Annotated in this window: 17 protein-coding genes and 2 tRNA genes; 11 read left to right on the top strand and 8 right to left on the bottom strand. The window is 61.4% G+C overall.

Translation table 11 applies throughout. The annotated features are described in order from the left end of the window. Positions 1–18 precede the first annotated feature (18 nt). Positions 19–1,026, bottom strand: coding sequence for a LysM peptidoglycan-binding domain-containing protein (locus K3G63_RS02185; RefSeq protein ID WP_220612452.1), 1,008 nt, complete (start codon positions 1,024–1,026; stop codon positions 19–21). Between the two features lie 309 nt (positions 1,027–1,335). Here K3G63_RS02185 and kdsB point away from each other — a divergent pair, with 309 nt between their 5' ends. Beyond that, a complete protein-coding gene (gene kdsB, locus K3G63_RS02180) occupies positions 1,336–2,082 on the top strand; it encodes a 3-deoxy-manno-octulosonate cytidylyltransferase (protein WP_220612451.1) in 747 nt (248 codons plus the stop codon). A 14-nt stretch (positions 2,083–2,096) separates the two neighbouring features. Here kdsB and K3G63_RS02175 read toward each other — a convergent pair whose 3' ends face one another. The 5 genes from K3G63_RS02175 to gap all read right to left on the bottom strand — a co-directional run bounded on the left by K3G63_RS02175 (position 2,097) and on the right by gap (position 5,514). After that, positions 2,097–2,501, bottom strand: coding sequence for a DUF1622 domain-containing protein (locus K3G63_RS02175; protein ID WP_220612450.1), 405 nt, complete (start codon positions 2,499–2,501; stop codon positions 2,097–2,099). A gap of 2 nt (positions 2,502–2,503) precedes the next feature. Continuing rightward, positions 2,504–2,683, bottom strand: a complete 180-nt coding sequence (locus tag K3G63_RS02170; RefSeq protein WP_220612449.1) for a hypothetical protein — start codon at positions 2,681–2,683, stop codon at positions 2,504–2,506. Positions 2,684–2,940: 257 nt separating this feature from the next. Further along, positions 2,941–3,285 carry a translation initiation factor gene (locus K3G63_RS02165; protein ID WP_220612448.1) on the bottom strand — a complete coding sequence of 115 codons (345 nt, stop codon included), beginning with the start codon at positions 3,283–3,285 and terminating at the stop codon, positions 2,941–2,943. A gap of 95 nt (positions 3,286–3,380) precedes the next feature. Then, positions 3,381–4,247: a YegS/Rv2252/BmrU family lipid kinase gene (locus tag K3G63_RS02160; protein ID WP_310794548.1), complete on the bottom strand. Its 867-nt coding sequence runs from the start codon at positions 4,245–4,247 to the stop codon at positions 3,381–3,383. 256 nt (positions 4,248–4,503) lie between these two features. After that, complete coding sequence (gene gap, locus K3G63_RS02155) at positions 4,504–5,514, bottom strand: type I glyceraldehyde-3-phosphate dehydrogenase (protein ID WP_183403606.1); 1,011 nt, start codon at positions 5,512–5,514, stop codon at positions 4,504–4,506. A gap of 297 nt (positions 5,515–5,811) precedes the next feature. Between gap and K3G63_RS02150 the strand changes: the two genes are divergently transcribed. Together K3G63_RS02150 and K3G63_RS02145 are read left to right on the top strand one after the other, a co-directional pair. Continuing rightward, a tRNA-Glu gene (locus tag K3G63_RS02150) sits at positions 5,812–5,883 on the top strand. Between the two features lie 507 nt (positions 5,884–6,390). Further along, positions 6,391–8,565, top strand: coding sequence for a bifunctional alpha,alpha-trehalose-phosphate synthase (UDP-forming)/trehalose-phosphatase (locus K3G63_RS02145; protein WP_220612447.1), 2,175 nt, complete (start codon positions 6,391–6,393; stop codon positions 8,563–8,565). 191 nt (positions 8,566–8,756) lie between these two features. Here the strand turns inward: K3G63_RS02145 and K3G63_RS02140 are convergent, their stop codons facing one another. After that, positions 8,757–10,544, bottom strand: coding sequence for a glycoside hydrolase family 15 protein (locus tag K3G63_RS02140; RefSeq protein ID WP_220612446.1), 1,788 nt, complete (start codon positions 10,542–10,544; stop codon positions 8,757–8,759). Between the two features lie 168 nt (positions 10,545–10,712). Between K3G63_RS02140 and K3G63_RS02135 the strand changes: the two genes are divergently transcribed. The 7 genes from K3G63_RS02135 to K3G63_RS02105 all read left to right on the top strand — a co-directional run bounded on the left by K3G63_RS02135 (position 10,713) and on the right by K3G63_RS02105 (position 18,928). Next, the gene (locus K3G63_RS02135) at positions 10,713–11,462 is read left to right on the top strand and encodes a TVP38/TMEM64 family protein (RefSeq protein WP_220612445.1); all 750 of its coding nucleotides are present in this window, start codon (positions 10,713–10,715) and stop codon (positions 11,460–11,462) included. 89 nt (positions 11,463–11,551) lie between these two features. Next, positions 11,552–11,623 (top strand) — tRNA-Glu (locus K3G63_RS02130). Between the two features lie 169 nt (positions 11,624–11,792). Further along, positions 11,793–13,958 (top strand): hypothetical protein, encoded by a 2,166-nt coding sequence (locus tag K3G63_RS02125; RefSeq protein ID WP_220612444.1) that lies wholly within the window; start codon positions 11,793–11,795, stop codon positions 13,956–13,958. 480 nt (positions 13,959–14,438) lie between these two features. Continuing rightward, positions 14,439–14,771, top strand: a complete 333-nt coding sequence (locus K3G63_RS02120) for an STAS domain-containing protein (RefSeq protein ID WP_220612443.1) — start codon at positions 14,439–14,441, stop codon at positions 14,769–14,771. 38 nt (positions 14,772–14,809) lie between these two features. Continuing rightward, a complete protein-coding gene (locus K3G63_RS02115) occupies positions 14,810–15,037 on the top strand; it encodes a KGG domain-containing protein (protein ID WP_220612442.1) in 228 nt (75 codons plus the stop codon). 168 nt (positions 15,038–15,205) lie between these two features. Beyond that, positions 15,206–16,894: an MFS transporter gene (locus tag K3G63_RS02110; protein WP_220612441.1), complete on the top strand. Its 1,689-nt coding sequence runs from the start codon at positions 15,206–15,208 to the stop codon at positions 16,892–16,894. Positions 16,895–17,131: 237 nt separating this feature from the next. Next, a complete protein-coding gene (locus K3G63_RS02105) occupies positions 17,132–18,928 on the top strand; it encodes an ABC transporter ATP-binding protein (protein ID WP_220612440.1) in 1,797 nt (598 codons plus the stop codon). An 87-nt stretch (positions 18,929–19,015) separates the two neighbouring features. On the opposite strand, the gene K3G63_RS02100 is transcribed toward K3G63_RS02105, so the two are convergent. Next, positions 19,016–21,112, bottom strand: coding sequence for a T9SS type A sorting domain-containing protein (locus K3G63_RS02100; protein ID WP_220612439.1), 2,097 nt, complete (start codon positions 21,110–21,112; stop codon positions 19,016–19,018). Positions 21,113–21,300: 188 nt separating this feature from the next. On the opposite strand from K3G63_RS02100, the gene K3G63_RS02095 reads away from it, so the two are divergent. Continuing rightward, the gene (locus K3G63_RS02095; RefSeq protein ID WP_220612438.1) at positions 21,301–22,185 is read left to right on the top strand and encodes a membrane-binding protein; all 885 of its coding nucleotides are present in this window, start codon (positions 21,301–21,303) and stop codon (positions 22,183–22,185) included. The last annotated feature ends 126 nt before the right edge of the window (positions 22,186–22,311 follow it).

Below are 22,311 nucleotides of genomic sequence, written 5' to 3'. Positions count from 1 at the left end.
ACCAACACAACGCATTCGTTACGGGACGTAGCTGGTTTCTACCCGGAAGCGCTGGTCGGGGGTAGCCAGGCGCTGCACCGCTTTCTTGGAGAGACGGACCAGAATGTTGGTATTCTCGCCCGTATCGGGCAGGGGCCCAATCACGCGCACGTACACCGACTGCCCGTTCATGATGTTGCGTACCTGCATAATAGTGCCTACGGGGGCGGTTTTGTGCAGGGCCAGGTACTTATCGGAAGCGTCCGTCTGGATAGCGGTGGCAAGGCCGCTTTCCGATACGCGGCGTACAATTTCGCTGGCGCGGGCAGGGGCCCGATCCTTTTCCGCAGCCGTCTCATCTACCGCGCTGGTCGGCGGCGTAGTTGCAGAGTCACGCGCCCGTTCGCGAGTGGCTCGTTCCCGGGCTTCCCGCTCCCGGGTTTCGCGGGCTTCCCGTTCGGCTTCCTCGTCGCGCTCCGGGCGGGCCGTGGGAGCGGGGCGAGCAGCCGCTACCGGGGCTGGAGTGGGACGGGCGGCGCCGGCAGCACTGCCTGTCCCGGCGGCCACAATAACTGTTTCCCCTACGCGCACATTGTAGTTGGCGGGAAAGCCGTTCAGGCGGGCGAGTTCAGCGGGGGTGGTCTGGAAGCGGCGAGCAATGGCAAACAGCGTCACGCCGGGCTCTACTTTGTAGAGGCGGTTGCCGCGGGCGTCAGTTGGCAGGCTGCGCGTGGTGGCCGCGGCGGCGGGCGCGGGAGTAGCCGGGCGACTAAGTACCACCCGGTTGCGGGGCACGAGCACAATCTGGCCCGTTACCAGCGCCCCTTTCTGCCCGGCGTTAGCTTCCACAATCTGCTCCACGGGCACTTTGTAGCGCCGAGCTACCCCGTAAAGGGTTTCGCCGGGAGTTACGCGGTGCTTAATCAGCATTACGTTGTTGCGGTACTCTACCCCAATCGAATCGGGCGGTGCCACTGGCCGGGGGCCGGCCGTAGCCGTGAAACCAATAAGGGCAAGCGCGGTGGTCAGCAACGAAAATCGGAACATACAAGGGGTAGGCAGAAAAGCAGTAAGCAGGGGCGTTACACGACGAGAGAACCTGCTTACATAAAGTTTGCCGAAAGTTACGGATTCGCCCGCAAGCAACCGCTACTATATGACGGCAAGGGTTTTTTGTTGGTCGATTTCAGGACAAACGGCCCGCCCAGTACTTCGTACGGGGTACTACTTCGGGGTTGGCTGGGCAACGCCAGAGCTTTGGGCCGCACCTTCACGGCCGATGTTGCGGCAACGCCAACGACCAAACCTGCCGGTTTTTCCCGTTGTTTGCGACTTGCATCAACTGCTCGTCTTGCTATGCACGCCATCGGCATTATTCCCGCCCGCTACGCCTCCACCCGCCTGGTGGGTAAACCCCTGGTTGACTTAGGCGGCCAGTCCATGATTCAGCGGGTCGTCGGGCAGGCCCGCCAGTCGGGCTTGAGCCGGGTGGTAGTAGCCACTGACGACCAGCGGATTCTGAACCACGTGCACGGATTTGGGGGCGAGGCCGTGCTAACTTCCCCCGACCATCCCAGCGGCACCGACCGGGTCTGGGAGGCCTACCAGCAGCTGGGCACTACCGCCGACTGCATCATCAACATCCAGGGCGACGAGCCATTCATTCACCCCGCCCAGATTGACGCCCTGCTGCGGCTTTTCGACGGTGCTGAACCGCCCCAGCTGGCCACGCTGGTGAAGCCGGTGCTGTCGGCAGAAGAGCTTTTCAGCCCTCACTTGCCCAAGGTAGTCCGCGACGCAGCCGGCTACGCTTTGTACTTCAGCCGCCACCCCCTGCCCTACCAGCGCCAGCACGCCCCGGCCGAGTGGCTACCCCACCACCGCTACCTGCGCCACATTGGCCTGTATGCCTACCGCCCCGATGTGCTGGCCGCCATCACGCAGCTTTCGCCTTCCCCCCTGGAGCTGGCCGAGAGCTTGGAGCAGCTGCGCTGGCTGGAAAATGGCTACCGTATTCTCACGGCCGAAACCGAACTGGAAACCATTGGAATTGATACGCCTGAGGACGTAGAGCGGGCCCTGGCGCACCTGGCCCGGCAGTAGGGCTGGCGCCGGCTTTACTGGTTTGCGGCGCGCTGGGCTACGTGCTGCTCGGCGGCACTCCGGCGCTCATCCTTCATTTCCCGGGACAAAAAGAAGTTCAGAGCGGTGCGGATAACGGCAATGGCCCCAAGCTTGCCGATCTGCTCCCAGCTAGGGGCAATGGCCGTGGACAGAATATCAGCGCCGAGCTGAAACTCCAGGGCCAAAGCCAGGTAGCGGGCCAGCGTCAGGCGGATGGCCGTAAAGTCGGCGGTGCGGCGCGTCAGCAGGGCCCGCAGAAAGAGGCTGCCTGCTACCCCAATGCCCAGCGCGATAATGCAGGCGCCCACCGTTTCCACGCCTAGTTTCAGCCACTGCACGGCGGCAATGACCCATTCTTCGGCCAGGGAGTGAACCGTAGCAACTTCGGGAGCGGGCATAGTTAGCGGGAAAGTGAAGTGGGAGAAAGAGAGGCAGGAGTAAGCCGCGTCAGCAGGTAAGCCGAGCCGCGCTGCAAGCCTACCAGCCCCTCAGCCAACCCAAACCGCAGCAGATTACCCGCCCCGCTACTAGTACTCACCCAAAACACGAAACTACGGGTGGTGGCTACGGCCGGGGGCATAGCAGCCGAACGGTAACGACTATAGCCAGGGCGGGCTCTGAGCTGGCTGGAGCACCTGCCCTAGCGGCGCCCAGTGGCTCGAGGGAAAGTAGAAGGGTGCTGGAAGCCAGAGCCCCGGAGCAGCGTCAGCAGCAGTTTCGGGCGGGGTGGCACGCGACGCCGGCCACTCGCTGGGAAGGTACACGCGGCTCTAACCTGAAGCAACTTATGTAGCTCCGGTTATGCAGTTCCGGGCCGGCAGGGTGCCGGGCATGGCATTAGCCGCCGGCTTTCTTAGCTTTATAGCCCTTTTCCAGCAGCACGGCCAGTACCTTGTCGCGGAAGTCGCCCTGGATCAGGATTTCGCCGTCCTTGACGTTTCCGCCCACGGCGCACTTGGTTTTTAGCAGCTTGCCCAGCTCCTGCAAATCAGCCTCCTGGCCCACAAAGCCGGTAATGAGCGTGACCTGCTTGCCACCGCGCGCCTTTTTATCCAGCTGAACGCGCAGGTTCTGCTGCTGCGGGGGCAGGGTCGTCACGTCGTCACCACCAGACTCCTGGTAGTCGAAATCGGGGTCAGTGGAGTATACCACGCCTTCCCGGCGGTTTTTATTGGCTTTCATGGCAGTGTGAACTTGTGAAATGGGGAGTTTGACGGGCTACCAGCACAAAGAGAACAGCAAACTTCTTATTTCACAAGTTCACTGTTTCCTCCTTATTACACGGCTACCTCCAAAGCCAGCGGAGTAAGCTCCACCTCAAACTCAGCGGCATCACCGACGTAGTCCCCATCGGCGTGGAAGCCCAAGCGGTGCGGGGTCCGGACGCGGATGTGGTGGCTGGTGTGGTACACAGCCCCGCCGGACGTGGGCAGCGTCCCCAGGGCCAGCCCTACCCCTACCCACACGGCTCGCAGCAGCGGTAGCGCGTCGATCAGACACACGTCCAGCAGGCCATCCTGAATGTTAGCTCGGGGCGCGATGTAGGCGTTGTTGCCGTACTGGGCGGCATTGGCAAAGGCCAGCACATAGCAGTTGGTAGCCAGCACCTGCCCGTTCAGCTCCACCTGTACGGGCACGGGGCGGTAGTGGCGGTATTCGCGCAGCGCTACCTTCACGTAGGTACGCAGCCCCCGGGTGCCGGCCTGGGCAAACATCTTACTCACGTGGGCATCAAACCCCAGCCCGGCCGTACAGAAAAACCAGTGCCCATTGATGCGGCCGGCATCAATGCGCTGAAACGTAGGGTGGCAGGCCCGGCGCACGGCTCCCGGCAAATCGAGGGGTAGGCGTAGGTGGCGGGCCAGGCCGTTGCCCGAGCCGCGGGGCACGATGCCCAGGGCCGCCGTACTACCCAGCAGCCCGCGCGCTACCTCATTCACCGTGCCGTCGCCGCCCACGGCCACTACCACCCGGCACCCGTCCGCGGCCGCCTGGCGGGCCAGCTCCTCTCCGTGCCCGGCGTACTGCGTAGCGCGTATCTCAAAATCGGCCCCGGCCGCCGTGGCGTAGCGCGTGAGCAGCGCAGGCACATCCTGGGTGCGGTTAGTGCCGGAAGTCGGGTTCAGAATAAAGCAGATGCGCACGAGCGGTGAGATGGTGAACTAGTGAAATGCGGAGCTAAAGATAGGGCAGCCGTGCTGAGCAGAATAAAACGGGTAGACACGGGCGCGGCCAAAGCATCCGGCGGGGTAGCCCCGGGTGGTAGCCCATCGGTTCAACCCAGATGCTTCGTTCCCGGCTCGGCAGACTACCTTTTACACGTCATCTGTTTACCCCCAAGAAAAACCGCCTGCCCGGTTTCCCAGGCAGGCGGCTTTAATCAGCAGAAAGCCCGAAAGCTTAGCCGTTCATTTTCTCGCCCAGCTTCTGAATGAGGTCGGCGGTGCGGGTAGAGTAGCCGGTTTCGTTGTCGTACCAGCCTACTACCTTGGCCAGCGTGCCGTTTACCGAGGTCAGTTGCGAGTCGAAGATGCAGGAGTGCGTGTTTCCTACAATGTCGATGCTTACCAGCGGATCGGTGCTGTACTCCAGGATGCCTTTCAGTGCGCCTTCGCTGGCCGCCTTCTGGATGGCCTCGTTGATTTGCTCTTTGGTAGCTTCCGTTTTCAGGATTACGGTCAAGTCCGTCGTCGAGCCGTCTGGAATGGGCACGCGCATGGCAATACCGTCCAGTTTGCCCTTCAGCTGGGGCAGCACCAGACCCACGGCCTTAGCGGCACCGGTGCTGGTTGGGATGATGCTGTAGGCGGCGGCGCGGGCGCGGCGCAGGTCTTTGTGGGGCGCGTCCTGCAGGTTCTGGTCGGAGGTATAGGCATGCACCGTAGTGATGTAGCCCTTCTCGATGCCAAAGGCATCGTCCAGCACCTTGGCCATGGGAGCCAGGCAGTTGGTGGTGCACGATGCGTTGGAGAGGATGGTTTCCTCGCCGGTCAGGATGTCTTCGTTCACGCCCAGTACTACCGTCGGGATGTTGCCGGTAGCGGGAGCCGAAATAACCACCTTCTTGGCACCAGCCGTCAGGTGCTGACCAGCCCCGGCCTCATCCACGAAGCGGCCGGTTGATTCCAGTACCACGTCAACGCCCATCTGGCCCCAGGGCAACAGCTTGGGGTCGCGCTCCGCCAGGGCGGCAATGCGCTGGCCATTTACGGTCAGGCTTTCTTCGTCGTAGGCTACAGTGCCATCGAAGCGGCCGTGCACGGAGTCGTACTTGAGCAGGTGAGCCAGCGTCTTGTTATCGGTGAGGTCGTTGATAGCCACGACTTCCACGTTCTCACGCTGTAGCAGCGACTTGAACGTCAGGCGGCCAATGCGGCCGAAGCCGTTAATGGCAACTTTGATTTTAGCCATAGTAGTATGGGGAAATGGGAGGTTTATCGGTCCCGAGGGGCCGGGTAAAAACGCGGAGCGAAGGTAACGGGCTGGGGGTATTCCGCCAAATCAAACCAAAATACCGTACTACCGGCGGCTCCGCCACGGGCAGTACGGCACAAACTACCCGCCCGACTGAACCTAGTGGTAAAAAATTTCCGCTTGACAATCAGCCTATTTGTTCAGCACTGCTGGTTTTTTTCAAAACCAGGTATTGCGCTGAATGTTCGTCTGCCTATCTTTGCATCATCAAAACGGAACAAGGCCGCGTAATCTGGTCCGTTCGTCTAGGGGTTAGGACTGCAGATTTTCATTCTGCCAACAGGGGTTCGATTCCCCTACGGACTACAAGCCCTCCGTTTTGGCTCTCTTCCTTAAAACCCGCTTATCCTCCCCGGTAAGCGGGTTTTTCTTTTACCTCCCCGCCAATAGCCTCTCCCTGAACCCAGCGCCTGCCTTGCGGATGCACAAGGTGTATTCCGAGCGTTTCTCCGGTGCCGGGCCGGGGATGCATCGCGGCAGTGACTCTTGCGCGCCCCTGCATGTACGGGGCCGCTGGTGCTTCCTACCAACGAGCCAGCAGCTAAAGGCCACAGCAATGAAACCCGCCTGTGGGCAGCCCCTGGAGGCGCTCTGGTCGGGCCTGGGCCTGAAGACGCGGCCGGCGGCCAAGGGTGCATTCTCAAGAAACTGTTGATCAGGAATTTGCTTTCTCGGCTGCGGTGCCAGCCGCCCTTTACGGCCGAGTTTACGGCTGTTCCGTAAGCTCTACACTAGGTGCGCAACCCGAAAAAATAATGGCTACCTGCCGTTTTCTCCCGTAAGCAGAGAGTATTCATCATTCTGTAACGGCTCATGTCCCGCACAATTATTGTCTCAAATCGTCTTCCTACCAAAGTCCAGCGCACCGAAGAAAGTCTTACGTTTCAGCCCAGCGAAGGCGGGCTCGCAACGGGGTTAGGCTCCATCTACCGGCAGGAGGGCAACGTGTGGGTGGGGTGGCCGGGGCTTTTTGTGGAGGAAGAGGCCGACGAGCAGCATATCCGCCAAGAGCTAAGCGCTGACAGCATGGCGCCCGTGTTTTTGACGGAGGCAGAAATTCATGATTTCTACGAAGGCTTCAGCAACTCCACTCTCTGGCCTACCTTCCACTACTTCCCGCAGTACGCCACCTATGCGCAAACCCACTGGGATGCCTACGTGGCGGTAAACGAGAAATTCTGCCGCGCGGTGCTGGAGCTGGCTGGCCCCGAGGATACTATCTGGGTGCACGACTACCAGTTGCTACTGCTGCCGGAAATGCTGCGCAAGGCGCGCCCGGAGTGTACCATCGGCTTTTTCCTGCACATTCCTTTCCCTTCCTATGAGCTGATTCGGGCGCTGCCGTGGCGTACGGAGCTGCTGCGCGGCATGCTCGGCGCCGACCTTATCGGCTTCCACACGTTTGGCTACATGCGCCACTTTCTCAGCTCGGTGTCGCAACTGCTAGGGTTGTCCTCGCACAATGGGCAGATTGAAACGACCAACCGCACGGTGCTCGTCGACGCCTTCCCCATGGGCATCGACTATGAGCGCTACGAGCAGGCTGCGGCCTCGGAGCAGGCCCAGCGCCACGAGGCGGAGTACCGCGAGGCCCTGCGCGATACGCGTGTTATTCTTTCCATTGACCGGCTCGACTACTCCAAAGGCATTGCCGAGCGCCTGCGGGCCTTCGAAGTCCTGATTCAGCGCTACCCGGAGTGGCGCGAGCAGGTTAGCCTGATTATGGTGGTGGTGCCCTCCCGCGACCAGGTAGCGCAGTACGCTACCCTTAAGGAGGAAATTGACGAGTTGGTAGGCCGCATTAACGCCCAGTACCGCACCATTAGCTGGACGCCCATTCACTATTTCTACCGCTCCTTTCCCCTGGAAGAGCTGGCGGCCCTCTACCGCTTGGCGGAGGTGGCCCTGGTGACGCCCATGCGCGACGGAATGAACCTGGTGTCAAAGGAGTTTGTGGCCAGCAAGGCCGATAACCGGGGGGTGTTGATTCTGAGCGAGCGAGCCGGGGCGGCCCGGGAGCTGTCCGACGCGCTGATTATCAACCCCACCGATACTGGCCAGCTAGCCGAAGCCATGCACGATGCCCTGGTGATGCCGGCCGAGGAGCAGGTTCACCGCATGGGGGCCATGCGCGCATTGGTGCGCCAGTACAACGTATTTGCCTGGACCAAGCTGTTCATGGACCGGCTGGCTTACAGCAAAATCAAGCAGCTGACCCTGGCCACCGAGATGCTGACGCCTGAGGTTAGTGAGCAACTGGCCGACGACTTCCGCGCCGCCGGACAACGCCTGCTTCTGCTTGACTACGACGGCACGCTCATGCCCTTCCACAACCTGCCCCAGCGGGCCCAGCCCGACCAAGAGCTGCAGCTGCTTCTGCAGGCCCTGACGGCCGACCCACAGAACCACGTGGTCATCATCAGCGGCCGCGACCGAACGACCCTGCAAAACTGGCTTGGTCACCTACCCCTCGATTTCATTGCCGAACATGGCGTGTGGCTGCGGCCTGCCAGTGAGGACTGGCAGCTGTTTCAGCCCCTGAATAACAATTGGAAGCAGGATATCCGGCCTATTATAGAAATGTACGTGACCCGCACGGCCGGTTCCTTTATCGAAGACAAAGAGTACTCGCTCGTGTGGCACTACCGGCGCGCCGATAGTGAACTGGGCGAGGTGCGGGCCCGCGAGCTACTCAATCACCTCACGTTTATGACTTCCAATACGGAGTTGCAGGTGATGGAAGGCAACAAGGTAATTGAAGTGAAAACGGCCGGCATCAATAAAGGAACTGCCGCGGCCCGGTGGCTGACGCAGTATAACCCCACCTTTATCCTGGCCCTCGGCGACGACCGTACCGACGAGGACACGTTCCGCGCCCTACCCCCCGAAGCCTACACCGTTAAGGTTGGCACCGGCGCCCGCTCCCTGGCCCGCTATCATCTCAGGTCTCCTACTGAAGTCCGCAACCTGCTGCGGAGCCTGCTGTAAGTTACGCGGCCGGGCAGGGCGGAGCCGATACCTATCCTGCCCACCGTGGAAAGTAAAGAAAGAAGCCCTTGACGTGTAGTAGCGTCAAGGGCTTCTTTCTTTTTAGGCTTGTCACAGCAGGACGGACGGATGGTGTCGTCTCTGCGTCCTGGCTATGCCACTGTTTTGCGCATGGCTCACCTACCTACTTACTAGATGAAATTGGGCTTCGCCATTTTCTGAGCAATGCGGTAGGCAGCATTCACCAGGCCTACGTGGCTGTAGGCCTGGGGAAAGTTGCCCCACTGCGAGCCGGTTTTGGCATCCACATCCTCGGAAAGCAAGCCCAGGTGGTTGGTGTAGGTAGTCAGCTTTTCAAACTCCTGGATGGCTTCTTCTACCCGGCCCACGCTGGCCAGGGCCTCCACGTACCAGAAGGAGCAAATCAGGAAGGTGGTTTCGGGCGTGCCGAAGTCGTCGGCGTGCCGGTAGCGGTAGAACAGGCCCTCCGGGGTTTTCAGCTCCTTCTCCAGCGCCTGCAAGTGGGTGCGGGCCCGCTCGGAGGCGGGGTCAAGGTAGCCCATCAGGATGAGCTGCATGGAGCTGGCATCGAGGTGGGGAGAGCCAATGGCATTGGTGTAGGCGCCCAGCTCCGGGCTGTAACACTGCTCAATGTGGTCGGCGGCCTGCTGCATGAGCCGCTCGGCCCGGGCCTCCATTTCCCGGTTGCCCAGGGAGCGGGCCACCTTGCGGGCGGCATGGCTGCCGGCCCAGTGAAACAGGTAGGTGTAGCAGTGGTACTGGGCCAGGTTCCGGAACTCCCAGAGCCCGGCATCGGGCTGGTCCATGGTAGCTTCAATCAGGCTTAGCGTCTCAAATACCAGCTTCTCCGGGTTGGGTCGCTCGGGGTCCAGGAAGCGGCAATCGACGTAGAGGGGTAGCAGGGCCACCAGCACCTGCCCGTACACGTCGTTCTGAATGTGCGTGTAAGCGTCGTTGCCGATGCGCACGGGCTGGTTGCCCAGGTAGCCGGCCAGGGGCAGCTCCTGCTCCACCAGCTCCGATTTGCCGCTGATGCCATAAAGCGGCTGGTACTTGCCCTTAATCTTAGTGGAAATGTTGGCGATGTAGTGGAAATAGCGCTCCATCTCCTCGAAGTGGCCGATGTTGTTAAAGGCCGTCAGGATGTAGTACGTGTCGCGCATCCAGCAGTAGCGGTAGTCCCAGTTGCGGGTGCTGCCAGGGGCCTCGGGTAGGGAGGTGGTGCTGGCCGCAATGATGGCTCCCGTATCCTCGTACTGGTGGATCTTCAGGGCCAGGGCCGAGCGAATCACCTGGTCCTGGCGGAAATTACTGATGCTGGTGCTCTTCACCCAAATGCGCCAGTAGTCGATGGTAGAGCGCAAAAACCGCTCGGCGGTGCTTTCCAAGGGTGCTTCCAACGGAGCACCGTAGGTCATCACCAGATACTTCGGCTCGTTAAGCACAAAGTCTTCCTCGTCCAGGACGTAGGTCAGCGGAATGTTGGTGGTGAGCCGGATTTCCTCCTCCAGGCCCAGAAAGGCAATGTGGTTGGAGCTACGGCGGCGGCTTAGTGCCAGCTCCCCGTACTGGCCCACCGGCCGGCAGGCTACGCGCACGCGCGGTGTACCCTCCAGGGGCTCTACCTTCCGGATAAACATCAGGGGCTTGTAGTACCGCTCATACTGCTGAAAGCGCGGGGCAAAATCCGTGACGCGGTAGCGGCCATCGGGGGTGGTGATTTCCGTGCACAGCACATTGGTGTTGGTACGGTAGTACTGCCGCGAGCTGCTGGCCGCGGCCGGGTCGGCGGGGCGGATGCTGTACTCGCCGCCCTTCTGCTCGTCAAGCAGGGAGCCAAATACAAAGCTGCTGTCAAAGCGGGGCCAGCAGAGCCAGCGCACGGCCGTGTCGGTGCCAATCAGGCCCAGGAAGGCACAGTTACCAATCAGGCCGAAGTCATACGTATGTTTTGTCATTGAGCAGGAAGAGAGGTTGCCGGCCATGACGCGCTAGCTGGCCGGATAGGGAGTGTCTAGGAGTAGTACCGCGCTTGCGCCGCTGGGGTTGCCGCAGCTTTTCGGCGGCGGGCTGCGTACGTGTTGTTTCGGGCTCCTCGCCCTTCCCACTTCTTACCTGCTCTGCCCTTGTCAACTGCCGCATTCCCTACCTCCGCCTCACCGGCTAAGCGGGCCAACCATGTGCCGCTCTACCTATCCTTGGGCTTGCTGCTGGGTCTGCTGGCCTGCTGGTTTCTCTGGCCCGAATTTCAGAGGACCGCCCGCGAAGGCTGGGAGGTGCTGCGCAGTGGTGAGCAGCCGCGCATTGCGGCCTGGATGCAGCAGTTTGGCTACTGGGGTCCGGTGGTGGTAGTGGCGGCTATGGTGGCCCAGATGTTCCTGTTCGTGGTGAACGTAGTGCTGCTGATTCTGGTAGCTATTTTGGCTTACGGGCCGTGGTGGGGCTCCCTGCTGGCCCTGGCCGGCATCATGGTGGCCTCCTCGGTGGGCTATGGGCTGGGCCACGCCCTCGGCGAGTCGTTCGTGGCGCGGGTACTGGGCCCGAAGAATGAGCAGAAGGTTCTGGCCATGGTGAAGCGCTACGGCGTCTGGGCCGTCATCATTGCCCGGCTCTCCCCTGCCCTCTCCGACGACGCCATTAGCTTTGTGGCCGGCCTGGCACGCATGGGCTACCTGAAGTTTATGGCTGCCACGGTAGCCGGCGTAGTGCCCCTGATTGCCTTGCTGGCCTACCTGGGCGAAGACAGTGCCCGGCTGAAATCGGGGTTGCTCTGGGTGACGGGCATCAGCTTGGTGCTGTTCGGGGCCTACGTATGGTGGGACCGGAAGCACAATCCGCAAAAAAAACCCACTGATTCTGGTGCAGTTACCGCCTGACGCCAGTTTTTTTCTTTCTTAAGTGTTGCCTTGTATACAGCAGCTATTATCTTTGCACCACCAAAACGGAAAACACTCCGCTACTAGCTGGTCCGTTCGTCTAGGGGTTAGGACTGCAGATTTTCATTCTGCCAACAGGGGTTCGATTCCCCTACGGACTACTAAACGCCTTCTGCATTGCGCAGAAGGCGTTTTTGTTTTGAGGCGTTTCGCCTCTCCTGCGAGCAGCTAATCGAAAAAAACGCACTACGGTAGTGCTACCGCCCTACCCCAGGTCCTACCTTTGCAGGGCTTCCGGTGGGTCGGGAGCAGTTTTCCCTTTTTCTTGCCGTGTTGAACTTCTTCGGGTTCCGCAGGCTGCCGGGCGCGTGGGGCCTGGGCCTGCTGCTGCTCCTCTGTGGCCTGACTGCGCAGGCCCAACAAGCCTCCCTGCTGGTACGCGACCTTAGCCTGCGCACCGATACTACCCGCTACAGCCTCAGCCGCCATACGGTGGCTGTGCAGGGTGAACCCCACCTCTATTTCTTCTACCGGCAGGACGACGAAGCCGCCGAGTTGCTGGTGTACCCCGAAGTAGCTTCCCGCGCCGCGGCCCTGCGCCTGCAACGCTCCGCCGACTTCACCCTGGTTGACTCGCTCACGGCCGTGGACGGCGGGCAATACTACCGGGCCAAGCTGCGGTTTAAAGACCTAGGAGGCAGCAAGTTCCTAAGCCTAACTTTCCGCCAGCCCAATGACTCGGTGGGGCGCCCCGCGCTTACACAGACCATCAAGCTGCTGCCCGTTACGCACACGACCCTGGAGTTCCGGCCCGCGGATACGGAGCTGTTCGTGGGAGAGGAGAAGGTGTTTGACCTGACCAGCAACAACCCGAAGAATATCCGGGTGACGCCGGAGTGGACCCGCGGCCAGGACATCGACTACCGCCTGGAGCAGGAAAAAGGCGTGCTACGCCTGCACGTGCTGCCCAACGCCCTGGGCACCCGCCAGCTTACCCTGCGCCCCCAAACCGAGCGGCCCTTCCTCACCGACAACAACCGGCGCGTTACTTATAGCCTGCCACCGGTGCGCCAGGAGTTTACCGTGAAAGCCTCGCGCCTGCGCTTTCTCAGCGTCGACAAAAAGGAAATTACCTTGGATGAAGCCTCGCGCCGCCGGGGAGTAGAGCTGATTCTGGACAACGGCCGCACCTTTGAGCTGAAGCGCACCTACCGCATTGAGGACCAGGAGGAAGCCGGCGGGGCCCTGATTGCCGAGCTCTTTACCCGTCAGTATCTCACCAATGACCGGGTGCTGTGCTGGCTGCGCGTGTACAACACCCACCGCCAGACGGAAAGCTACCTCTACATCAAGGAAAACGACCAGGCCAAGTACGTTACCAACTTCAACATCTCCCCCAAAACGGCCATCAGCGCGGTGAGCGTGCGCCACCGCGGCGGCGACTGGAGCACGAATACCACCGTGAACCCCGGCGAAACCGTGGACGTGCGCCTGGAGGGCGAGTCGCTGACCCGGGCCCGGTTCCACTTCGAGGACGTGCAGATTATTCCCTCGGACTCCAGCATCCGCTCCGACGCGGCCGTGGTGTACCGCGTGCAGGTGCCCCTGACCATTGACAAGAAGCGCATCACCATCTTCAACTCCGGGCAGCCCACGGGCTATGGCCTCTCGGTACGGGAGTTTCAGCGGCCCCACCCGCTCGACTTTGTGGGGGTCACCTTCGGGGAGGCGCCCCGCCCCCTGACGCGCCTGAACGGGCCGGTGCTTTACAACCGCACCATCAGCGACGTGGTGTTCAGTTTCAACACGGGCGCCATCGACTCGGACCGGCAGCTCTACGGCAAGCAGTACCTGACCTTTGACATCCGGACCCAGAATGCCAAGGGGGAGTTGATTGAGATGCGCACCGTCGACAACATTGTGGTGTGCCCCGACGGCAACTCGGTGCGGGCAGCTTTCTACCAGGACAAGCAGTGCCAGGTAGGCAACATCAGCCTCAACAGCCTACTAAGCTACCGCAAAACCTACGACCTCGACGACTGGAGCACCATCATCATCACGGTAAAGCACACCCAGAGCCAGTACCAAGAGCCTGGCTTCTCGCAAAAGCTGGAACTGGTACTACAGCGCCGCATTAAGTTTGATATTGACGTGAGCTTCCCCGGCGGCCTGCTGACCAAGTACCCGGGCGAGTCCAGCTACACCTCGTTCGGAGGTATTTCGCTGGCCATGCTGGGGCAAATCAGCTTCTACCACCCCGAGAAAATCAACCGCCTCCGGCCCTACAAGGTAGGGGCCGGCTTCGTGGCCCTCAATGCCTTTGACTTAAGCAAGGGCGACGCCAACCGCGACCTGGGCGTGGTGCTGCTGGGCTCCATCTACCCTACCCGCCGCGACGCCAAGCTAACGTTTCCGCTTTACCTGGGTGGGGGTTACCTGCTTTCCAAAGGCAAACCCTTCATTTTGCTGGGCCCCGGTATTGGCCTGCGCCTGTAACGGCCACGCGCACGCTCTGCCACAACCTTTACCAAGCCAAAGGCCCGGAACGCTTGTTCCGGGCCTTTGGCTTTTTCCCACTACTTCCCCGAAACCTCTGCTCCCTGACAGACCGCGAAAACTACGGACCACCCGTTGGCCCCGAACGGAAATAAGACTCAAAACCGCCCTATCGAGCTATTACAGCAGCTAGCAGGTAGTACAGTCTCCTCCTGGTAGGTAAGCAGAACGTACATCTCTGCTGGCAGCGTAGGTACGGACGAGAAAAATACGGAGTAGTATAAATGGTAGTTTATCTGGACTTTTTTCTGGATTACATACCCCAACTTTGTGATGGCGGAGCGCCGGGACTGTGGCTGACAGGATTGGATGTATGGCGCTCAACCAAAAGCCGGGTAGCCTGGCCGAGTATCTGGCGCAGGGCTAGCAACCTGTGCAACCTCCCTTCTTCTACCATCTTTCCACTGTCTGTTTTTGCGTATGCGACACGTCCCAGTTACCTCTGCTCCTGAGCCGGTTGTCTTCAGCATCGATCTGAACACGACTGACCCTGTGGCCCTGGCTCACCAGCTCGTCCGGACCCAGCCTGGTTCCCGGCCCCGGCTGCTCATTGATTGCCAGCATTTGCAGTGCCTGCGCACGCTCGGGGTTAGCCACCTAGTATCTCAGTTGCTGCTCGCCCGGCAGGCGGGCGCCCATGTGCTGCTCAGTAACGTAGGACCAGCCCTGCAACGGGCCCTATGCCTGCTGCGCCTAGATGAAGTGTTCGAGTTGCAACCAATGGGCTCAAACGCTGGACCTTATCTGACGTAGCCTTGCCTATTACGCTTTCTTTCACCCTACCTACTCCTATGAAAACCAACCAAAAAATGGCTACTTCAGCCAATGCTCCCGAAACGCCCAAGCGCCCCCGCGGCTTTGCCGCCATGGACCCTGCCACTCAGCGCCGCATTGCCAGCGAAGGGGGCAAAGCCTCGCACGAGAGCGGGCGCGGCCACCGCTTTACCTCAGAGGAAGCGCGAATTGCCGGCCGTAAAGGTGGTCAGGCCAGCCGCGCCAGTCGTATTATTACTGCATAAGCCTCCCCTTCAGACAGATCGTTGCACCACGAAAGCCCTGGGACTTTGTTCCAGGGCTTTTTGCTAACCTCGCCGCAGGAACGTAGCTGGCAGGGACGGTAAGCGGCGCCGTCGACTTTTCTTTCGTACAAGGCAGCAGCTTGCTTTCTACCCGCTGCCTTATTTCGCATGTCTGCTCCCGCTACCACGGCTCCTGCTCCTACGGCTTCCCCGTTCACGCCCCTGCGTATTCCGTTTTTTAGGATGCTCTGGATTGCCTCTTTCGTGTCCAATATTGGCACCTGGATGCAGAATGTGGGGGCCGTGGGGCTGATGACGGAGCTGACAACCTCGCCCGTACTGGTAGCCCTGCTTCAGACGGCCTCGGCCCTGCCCGTGTTTCTCCTGAGCCTCCCCGCGGGCGCCCTGGCCGACCTGGTGGACCGCCGCCGGATGCTGCTGCTCACCCAAACCTGGATGGCCACCGTGGCCCTGGTGCTGGCTGCCACTACCCTGCTCGGGCTCACTACCCCCTGGCTTTTACTGTTGCTCACGTTCCTGCTGGGGCTGGGCGGGGCTTTGAATAACCCGGTATGGCAAACCGTGACGCCGGAGCTGGTGCCCCGCCAGGAGCTACCCCAGGCCATTGCCCTCAACAGCGTCAGCTTTAACCTGGCCCGCGCTTTTGGTCCGGCTCTGGGGGGGGTGGTTATCGGCTACTTCTCGGCCGGGGCAGCGTTTCTGCTCAACGGTCTCTCCTTTCTGGCCACTATCTACATGGTGTACCGCTGGCAGCGCGAACCCCAGGCCACTTCTACCCTGGCCACGGAACGGGTAGTGGCCGCCATTCGGGGAGGAGTGCGCTACGCCCGGTTTGCCCCGCCGGTGCAGCACATACTGGTGCGCGGGGTGTGCTTTACCTTCGGGGCCAGCGCCCTGTTTGCCCTCATGCCCGCCGTGGTAGCCCGCCGCCTGCACGAACCCACGTCCTTTTACTCCCTGCTGCTTTCCTGCATGGGCCTGGGGGCCGTGCTGGCCGCCGTGACGCTGCCCCGCCTCAACCAGCGCCTGAGCATCGACTGGCGGGTGACCCTGGCTACCGTGGCCTTTGCCGTGAGCTTACTGGGCCTGGGCTACGTCGATACCCACTGGGTGCTCTATGCTCTGCTGACGCTGGTGGGCATGGCCTGGATGCTGGTGCTGAACTCGTTTAGCGTGGGCGTGCAAACCGTGGTGCCCCGCTGGGTGCAAGCCCGCACCATCAGCCTCTACCTGCTCACCATTCAGGGCGGCATGGCCCTGGGCAGCGTGGTGTGGGGCACGGTGGCCGAAAGGGCCGGCCTGCCGCTGGCCCTGGCCGGGGCCGCCGGGTGGCTGGGCCTGACTACCCTGCTGGCCCTGCGCTTCTCCCTGCGCAACTCGCCCGAAACCCTCGACCATACCCCCGCCCGCCCTCGTCCCGAGCCCATCCTGGCCGCCGAGCCAGCTCCTGAAGAAGGCCCGGTGATTATCACGACGACCTACCGGGTTGCTCCTGCCGACCAGCCTACCTTCACCTACCTCATGGAGCAGCTGGCCCGCATCCGGCGCCGGGAGGGCGCCATTGGCTGGGGCCTCTACGCCGATCTGGCCGAGCCTACCCGCATGGTGGAGTACTTCATGACCGAGTCGTGGGAGGAGCACGCCCAGCAGCACGACCGGGGCGTGAGTCGCGACGAGGCCGAGCTGAAAACCAGCATCCGGGCGCTGCACCAGGGCCCGGAACCGCCCGCAGTAGCTCACCTGCTGGCCCAGCAGTACCGCCCCACCGCTACCCCCCCCGTGATGGTGCCCGGTAGCACCCGGTTGGTGGCCAGCACTGCCGGCGAGGCTACCTAGCGCCTAGCTTTTGGAGCTTATTTTTTCAAAATCTAAACATAAGCTCCAACATCCCTCAAAGCTCAGCACCAGCCCCAGGAGACCCGGGCGCTGGCCTTGCCGTGGCCGGCGTAACCGGCCGTAGAGCCACCTTTGGGCCCCGGCCGCAGATTTTTCCGCTCCCCTATCCCACCCCCGGCTCGAAACCTTCCGGCGGCCTTCCGGCTTCTAGCCTCTCTCCCCTCTTCTTTCTATCTGATGAAACTACTGTACCGCTATCTGCGCCACTACTGGGGCTTGCTGGGGCTGGCCCTGCTGCTGGCCGCCATCAACCAGGTGTTTTCCCTGCTCGACCCGTATATTCTGCGGCAGATCATCGACCGGTTTGTGACGCCGGCCGTGCGCAACGCTCAGCACCCCGGCTTCTGGGAGTTCCTGAGCGGGGGAGCAGGGCTGCTGATTTTGCAGGCCCTGGGGGTGGCCATGGTCTCGCGCATCGCCAAAAACTTCCAGGACTACTACACCAACGTCATCACCCAGCGCCTGGGGGCCGAGCTGTACTCCGATGGACTGCGCCACTCCCTGGAACTGCCCTACCAGGTGTTCGAGGACCAGCGCTCCGGCGAAACGCTGGGTAAGCTTCAGAAGGTGCGCACGGACGTGGAAAAGCTGATCCAGAGCTTTATAAATGTGCTCTTTATTTCCCTGGTGGCCATCATCTTTGTCTCGTGGTACGCCATCAGCGTGTACTGGCCCATTGCAGTGGTATACTTTCTAACCATTCCGCTGCTGGGCACGCTGAGTTTGTTCCTGAGCAAGCGCATCAAGGTAATTCAGAAAACCATTGTGGCCGAAACCACGGCCCTGGCCGGCTCCACCACCGAAAGCCTGCGCAATATTGAGCTAGTGAAAAGCCTGGGGCTGGCCCAGCAGGAAACCCAGCGCCTGAATGCTACCACCGAGAAAATCCTGAAGCTGGAACTGAAAAAGGTGCGCTACCTGCGCTCCTTGTCCTTTGTGCAGGGCACCTTCGTGAACCTGATGCGCAACGTGATTTTGCTGATGCTGCTGTTTCTGGTGGTACAGCGCACAATTTCCGTGGGGGAGTTCTTCTCCTTCTTTATTTACTCGTTCGCCATTTTTGGGCCCTTGCAGGAAATGGGCACCATTATCAACGTGTACCGCGAAACGGAGGCCTCCATGGCCAACTACCAGCAGATTCTCGACACGCCCAAGGAAGCCAAGCCGGCCCACCCGCAGGTAGTAAAGCAGATTGAAACGCTGGCCTTCAACGACGTACATTTCCAGCACCTGACGGCCAGCGCCCCGGCCCTCGACGGCATCAGCTTCCAGACCAGGCTCGGCGAAACCATTGCCTTTGTGGGACCTTCGGGCTCGGGCAAAACTACCCTGGTGAAGCTGCTGGTAGGGCTCTATCCTCCCGCTACGGGCCAGATTCTGTACAATGGCATTCCGGGCCCGGAGCTGGATCTGGATGCGCTGCGGGAGCAAATCGGCTTCGTGACCCAGGACACCCAGCTGTTTGCCGGCACCATCCGCGAGAACCTGCGCTTCGTGGCCCCACAGGCCACCGACGAGCAGTGCCTGCGGGCCCTGCACCAAGCCGCCGCCGATTCCTTACTGGCCCGCGCCCCCCAGGGCCTGGATACGGTGATTGGGGAGGGCGGCGTGAAAGTCTCGGGGGGAGAAAAGCAGCGCCTGAGCATTGCCCGGGCCCTGCTGCGCCGCCCTACCCTGCTCGTGTTCGACGAAGCTACCTCCGCCCTCGACTCGCTCACGGAGGAGGAAATCAGCCAGACCGTGCGCGAGTTGTCGGGCTCCCGCCAGCACATTACCATCCTCATTGCCCACCGCCTGAGCACCATCCTGCACGCCGACCGCATTTTTGTGCTGGAGCGGGGCCGCATTGCCGAGGCAGGCCGCCACGAGGAGCTGCTGGCCCAGCGCGGCCTTTACTACGCCATGTGGCGCCAGCAAATTGGGGAGCGGCCCCAGGCTACCATTGCTTCAGGCCGGCAGCCCGCTGCCGTGTAGTGCCCCTCCGCTAGTAGCGTCCCCTAACGCGTACGCCTCCGAAACCTCTGGTTTCGGGGGCGTACGCGTTAGGGGACGGCCTGAAAGCTAGCGCTTTACCAGGCGGGTGCGCTGCACCTGCCCGGCACTTTGCCACTCCAATACATACACACCGGGCCGCAGCTCGGGCGGGGTCAGGGTCAGAAAGGTTTGCGCGGCGGGTACAGCCTGCGCGTATACGCTACGGCCCGTGAGGTCGAGCAGCCGCAGCGTAGCGGTGGCCGCAGCGGGCAGCACCACCTGAATGTCGGTGGTAAAGGGGTTCGGGTAGGCTACTACCTGCGTGCCTACAGCGGGCGTAGCCGTAAGTACTCCGGAGTAGTGCACGGTGCCGTCCAGGTCCTGCTGGCGCAAGCGGTAATAGCGCAGGGTCGTCAGAGGACGGTCATCCAGGAAGGCGTAGCTACGGGGGGTGGTAGTGGTGCCGGCGGCAGGTACCTGGGTTAGCTCGGTCCAGGCCGTAGCCGCCGGGTTGTCGGTTGCCTCCACGGCAAAGAAGCGGCTTTCCAGCTCCGTACTCGTCCGCCAGCGCAGCTGTACGCCGCCCGCCATTACTTCGGCCCCGAAGCCTACCAGCGTAACCGGCAGGGGCACGGGGGCCAGGCGGGAGTACGCTCCTTGGGCGCAGTTGGAAGCCGTCAGGCTGTAGTTGATTTCGGCGTTGCCGCCGGCTACGTCGCTACCTGCACTGAGCACCCGGTTTTTGGTATTGGGACCAATAGCGTAGTGCATCACGGCGCCCGGCTTGATAATGTGGCCGAGCTGAATACCGTGCCCCTGCTCGTGCAGCACCACACTTTCAAAATCAATTTGGCTGCCGGTAGGGTCAGCTGTAGTAAACTGCCAGTTCCGTTCCTCGTCGTAGATGTAGTCTGTGCCGCTGAGCACCCAGTTGATAGTGCCGCCGCTGAAACAGCCTGTATAATAGGAGTAGGTAACGCCGAGCACGCCGGCAGGCAACTCATTCACGTCGTCGAAGCTGACTACATTGACGTTATCCTGGCGGTTTTCGACGTTGATGGCCGTGGTAGCGGCGGCCACTTTGCGGTTGGCTCCTACCCCGTTGCGCCAGGTTAGCAGGGCGCGCTCAAAGGCGGCTTTAGCGGCAGTGTTGGCCGCAAACCGCTGGTTGTAGTGCAAGGTGTAACCCCCTTGCTGATCGGTGCCGACCAGGGCTACGCGGTAGGCATTCAGGGGCGAGTTGGCGTCGGCCTGGTAGCTGACATTGCTCAGGGCGTAGTCTACCGTGAGGTTGTCTACACTCAAGGCGCTTTCGGAGGTACCGTTGGTAACCAGCACAGCACCCGAGCCCGCCGGCCCCGCATTCCCGACGGTAGCCGACGGGACCCGTACCTTGATTTCTGTGTCGGACCAGCTTACGTAGTCCGAAGCCAGCGGCGACACGAACGACTGCCCGCCGTTGTTGCCGTTGCGAAATCCTACGGTGCCGCTGCCTTGCGTAGTGCCAAAGCCCGTGCCGGTAATCGTCAGGACGCTGCCCGTGCCGGCCGTGATGGTAGCCGGGTTCAGGCCGCTGATTTGCGGGGCCGCCCCGGGCCGGGCGGCTTGGTTGAGGCGGGCTTGTAGCGGAGCGTTAGTGCGTACGGGGCGAAACGCCTGCCCGGTTTGCGCTTCCAAGGCAGGATACAGTTCCTCGGTAATGGAAGCGTAGTGCCCAAACGGCTCAGCTGCCGTTGCCAGCCGCAAGTCGTAGCTGATCAGGCCCTGGGGACCAGCGTAGAGGCGGTAGCTGCCGGCTTGTCCGGGTTCGGGCTCCAGCAGGAATACGCCCTGCTGCCCTACAGTTAGCTGGGGCGAGTTGGTTACGTCCTCCCGACGTAGCGCCACGGTGCCCCCAGCCGTGCGCAAGGTCAGATTCTGGCCGGAAGAAAAAGAGCCGCGAAATACTTTAAAGACTTCCAACTCGTTGAGCGTTACGATGTGGGCGCCCTCGTCGAGGCTGCGGGTAGCGGCTACCCGGGCTTCCACAATCAGGCTGGCGGCGGCCACCCGCTGACGAAGTGGCAGGGGTTCTAGCAAACAGGCTTCCTGCGCCAGTGCGGAGCCGGTAGTTGTTGCCAGCAGTGCCAACGCTCCAGCACCCGTCCGGATGAACCAATGTCGGATCAATTGTGTTTTTTTCATGAACCTCAGTAGATATTCCGCCTTCTCCTTCCGCTTTTTCACCTAACAACTGGCGGGTTTAATTGGGAATGCAAATATAGAAACACGGGCTCCAAACTCTGCCTGTACGCATTTAGTTCCTGGGGTTTGTTCCGTAATTTTCGGCAAGGTTCTTGTCTTTCAACCACTACACTTAACAGGATTTTTTCATGAACCACCCTCGCTTCTTCCGCTGCTTCGCAGGCTTGGTGCTTGCCGGGTGGCTCCTGCTTACCGGCTCCGTAGCAGCGCAATCCACTACTGGCCAGCGCGACGTGCTACGTGAAATAACAGATGTAGTAGGCCTGAAGCCCCGCTTCGAGTTGCGCGCTACCACCGAAGTGCAGAACGCCGCGGCCGTGGTGTACGGCGGCAAGCGTTACCTGCTATACAACCCGCAGTTTGTGGCAGCCGTGAACCGCGCCGGCCGCACCGATTGGGCTGGCATCAGCATTCTGGCTCACGAAATGGGTCACCACCTCAACGGCCACACCCTGCGCGCCGGGGGCTCCAACCCGGCCGATGAGTTGGAGGCCGACGAGTTTTCGGGCTTTGTGCTGCGCAAGATGGGCGCCAGCCTGGCTCAGGCCCAGGCCGGTATGGCCGTTGTTTCCGACGATGAAGCTTCTCCTACCCACCCCGGCCGCCGCACTCGCCTCACGGCTATCGGCGAAGGCTGGCAGCGGGCCAACCAGCAGATTGTGGCCAGCACCCGCGTGGCTGCTCCGTCGGCTACCCCCGCCGTACTGGCTGACCGCGCCACGGCGCCTGTGCGCACAGTAGCAACGACCAACAGCGCCGTTAGCGTGCTGGGCAAGATTACCTTCCGCGACAATCCCGACGAACCCTACTACCTCACCAACCGCCTCAGCGTGGTGCGGGTAGACCGGGCAGACCGCACCGCCCAGGTGGTGGGCCGCCTTACCCGCTCGGAAAGCACTGCCTATCCCTACGTACTGGTCGATGGGCAGCAGCGCCGCCTGTATATAAGCCGTACCGGCGGCATTTATGACACGAATGGCCGCCAGGTAGCTATGCTTTCTGATCCGTCGTAAGCCGCAGGCTAGCACTAACCTCTCGGGCAACCAACAATCAGAGCCAGCTTTCTTCGGGAAGCTGGCTCTGGTTGTTTAAGGGGCGCCGTAGTGCGAGAACTGAGCCTGACGCTGGGTGGCTGCCCG

This window comes from Hymenobacter sp. HSC-4F20 (genome assembly GCF_019599275.1).
Taxonomy (GTDB): domain Bacteria; phylum Bacteroidota; class Bacteroidia; order Cytophagales; family Hymenobacteraceae; genus Hymenobacter.
The sequence above is the reverse complement of the archived record's forward strand: the minus strand, read 5'-3'. Positions and strand labels throughout refer to the sequence as shown.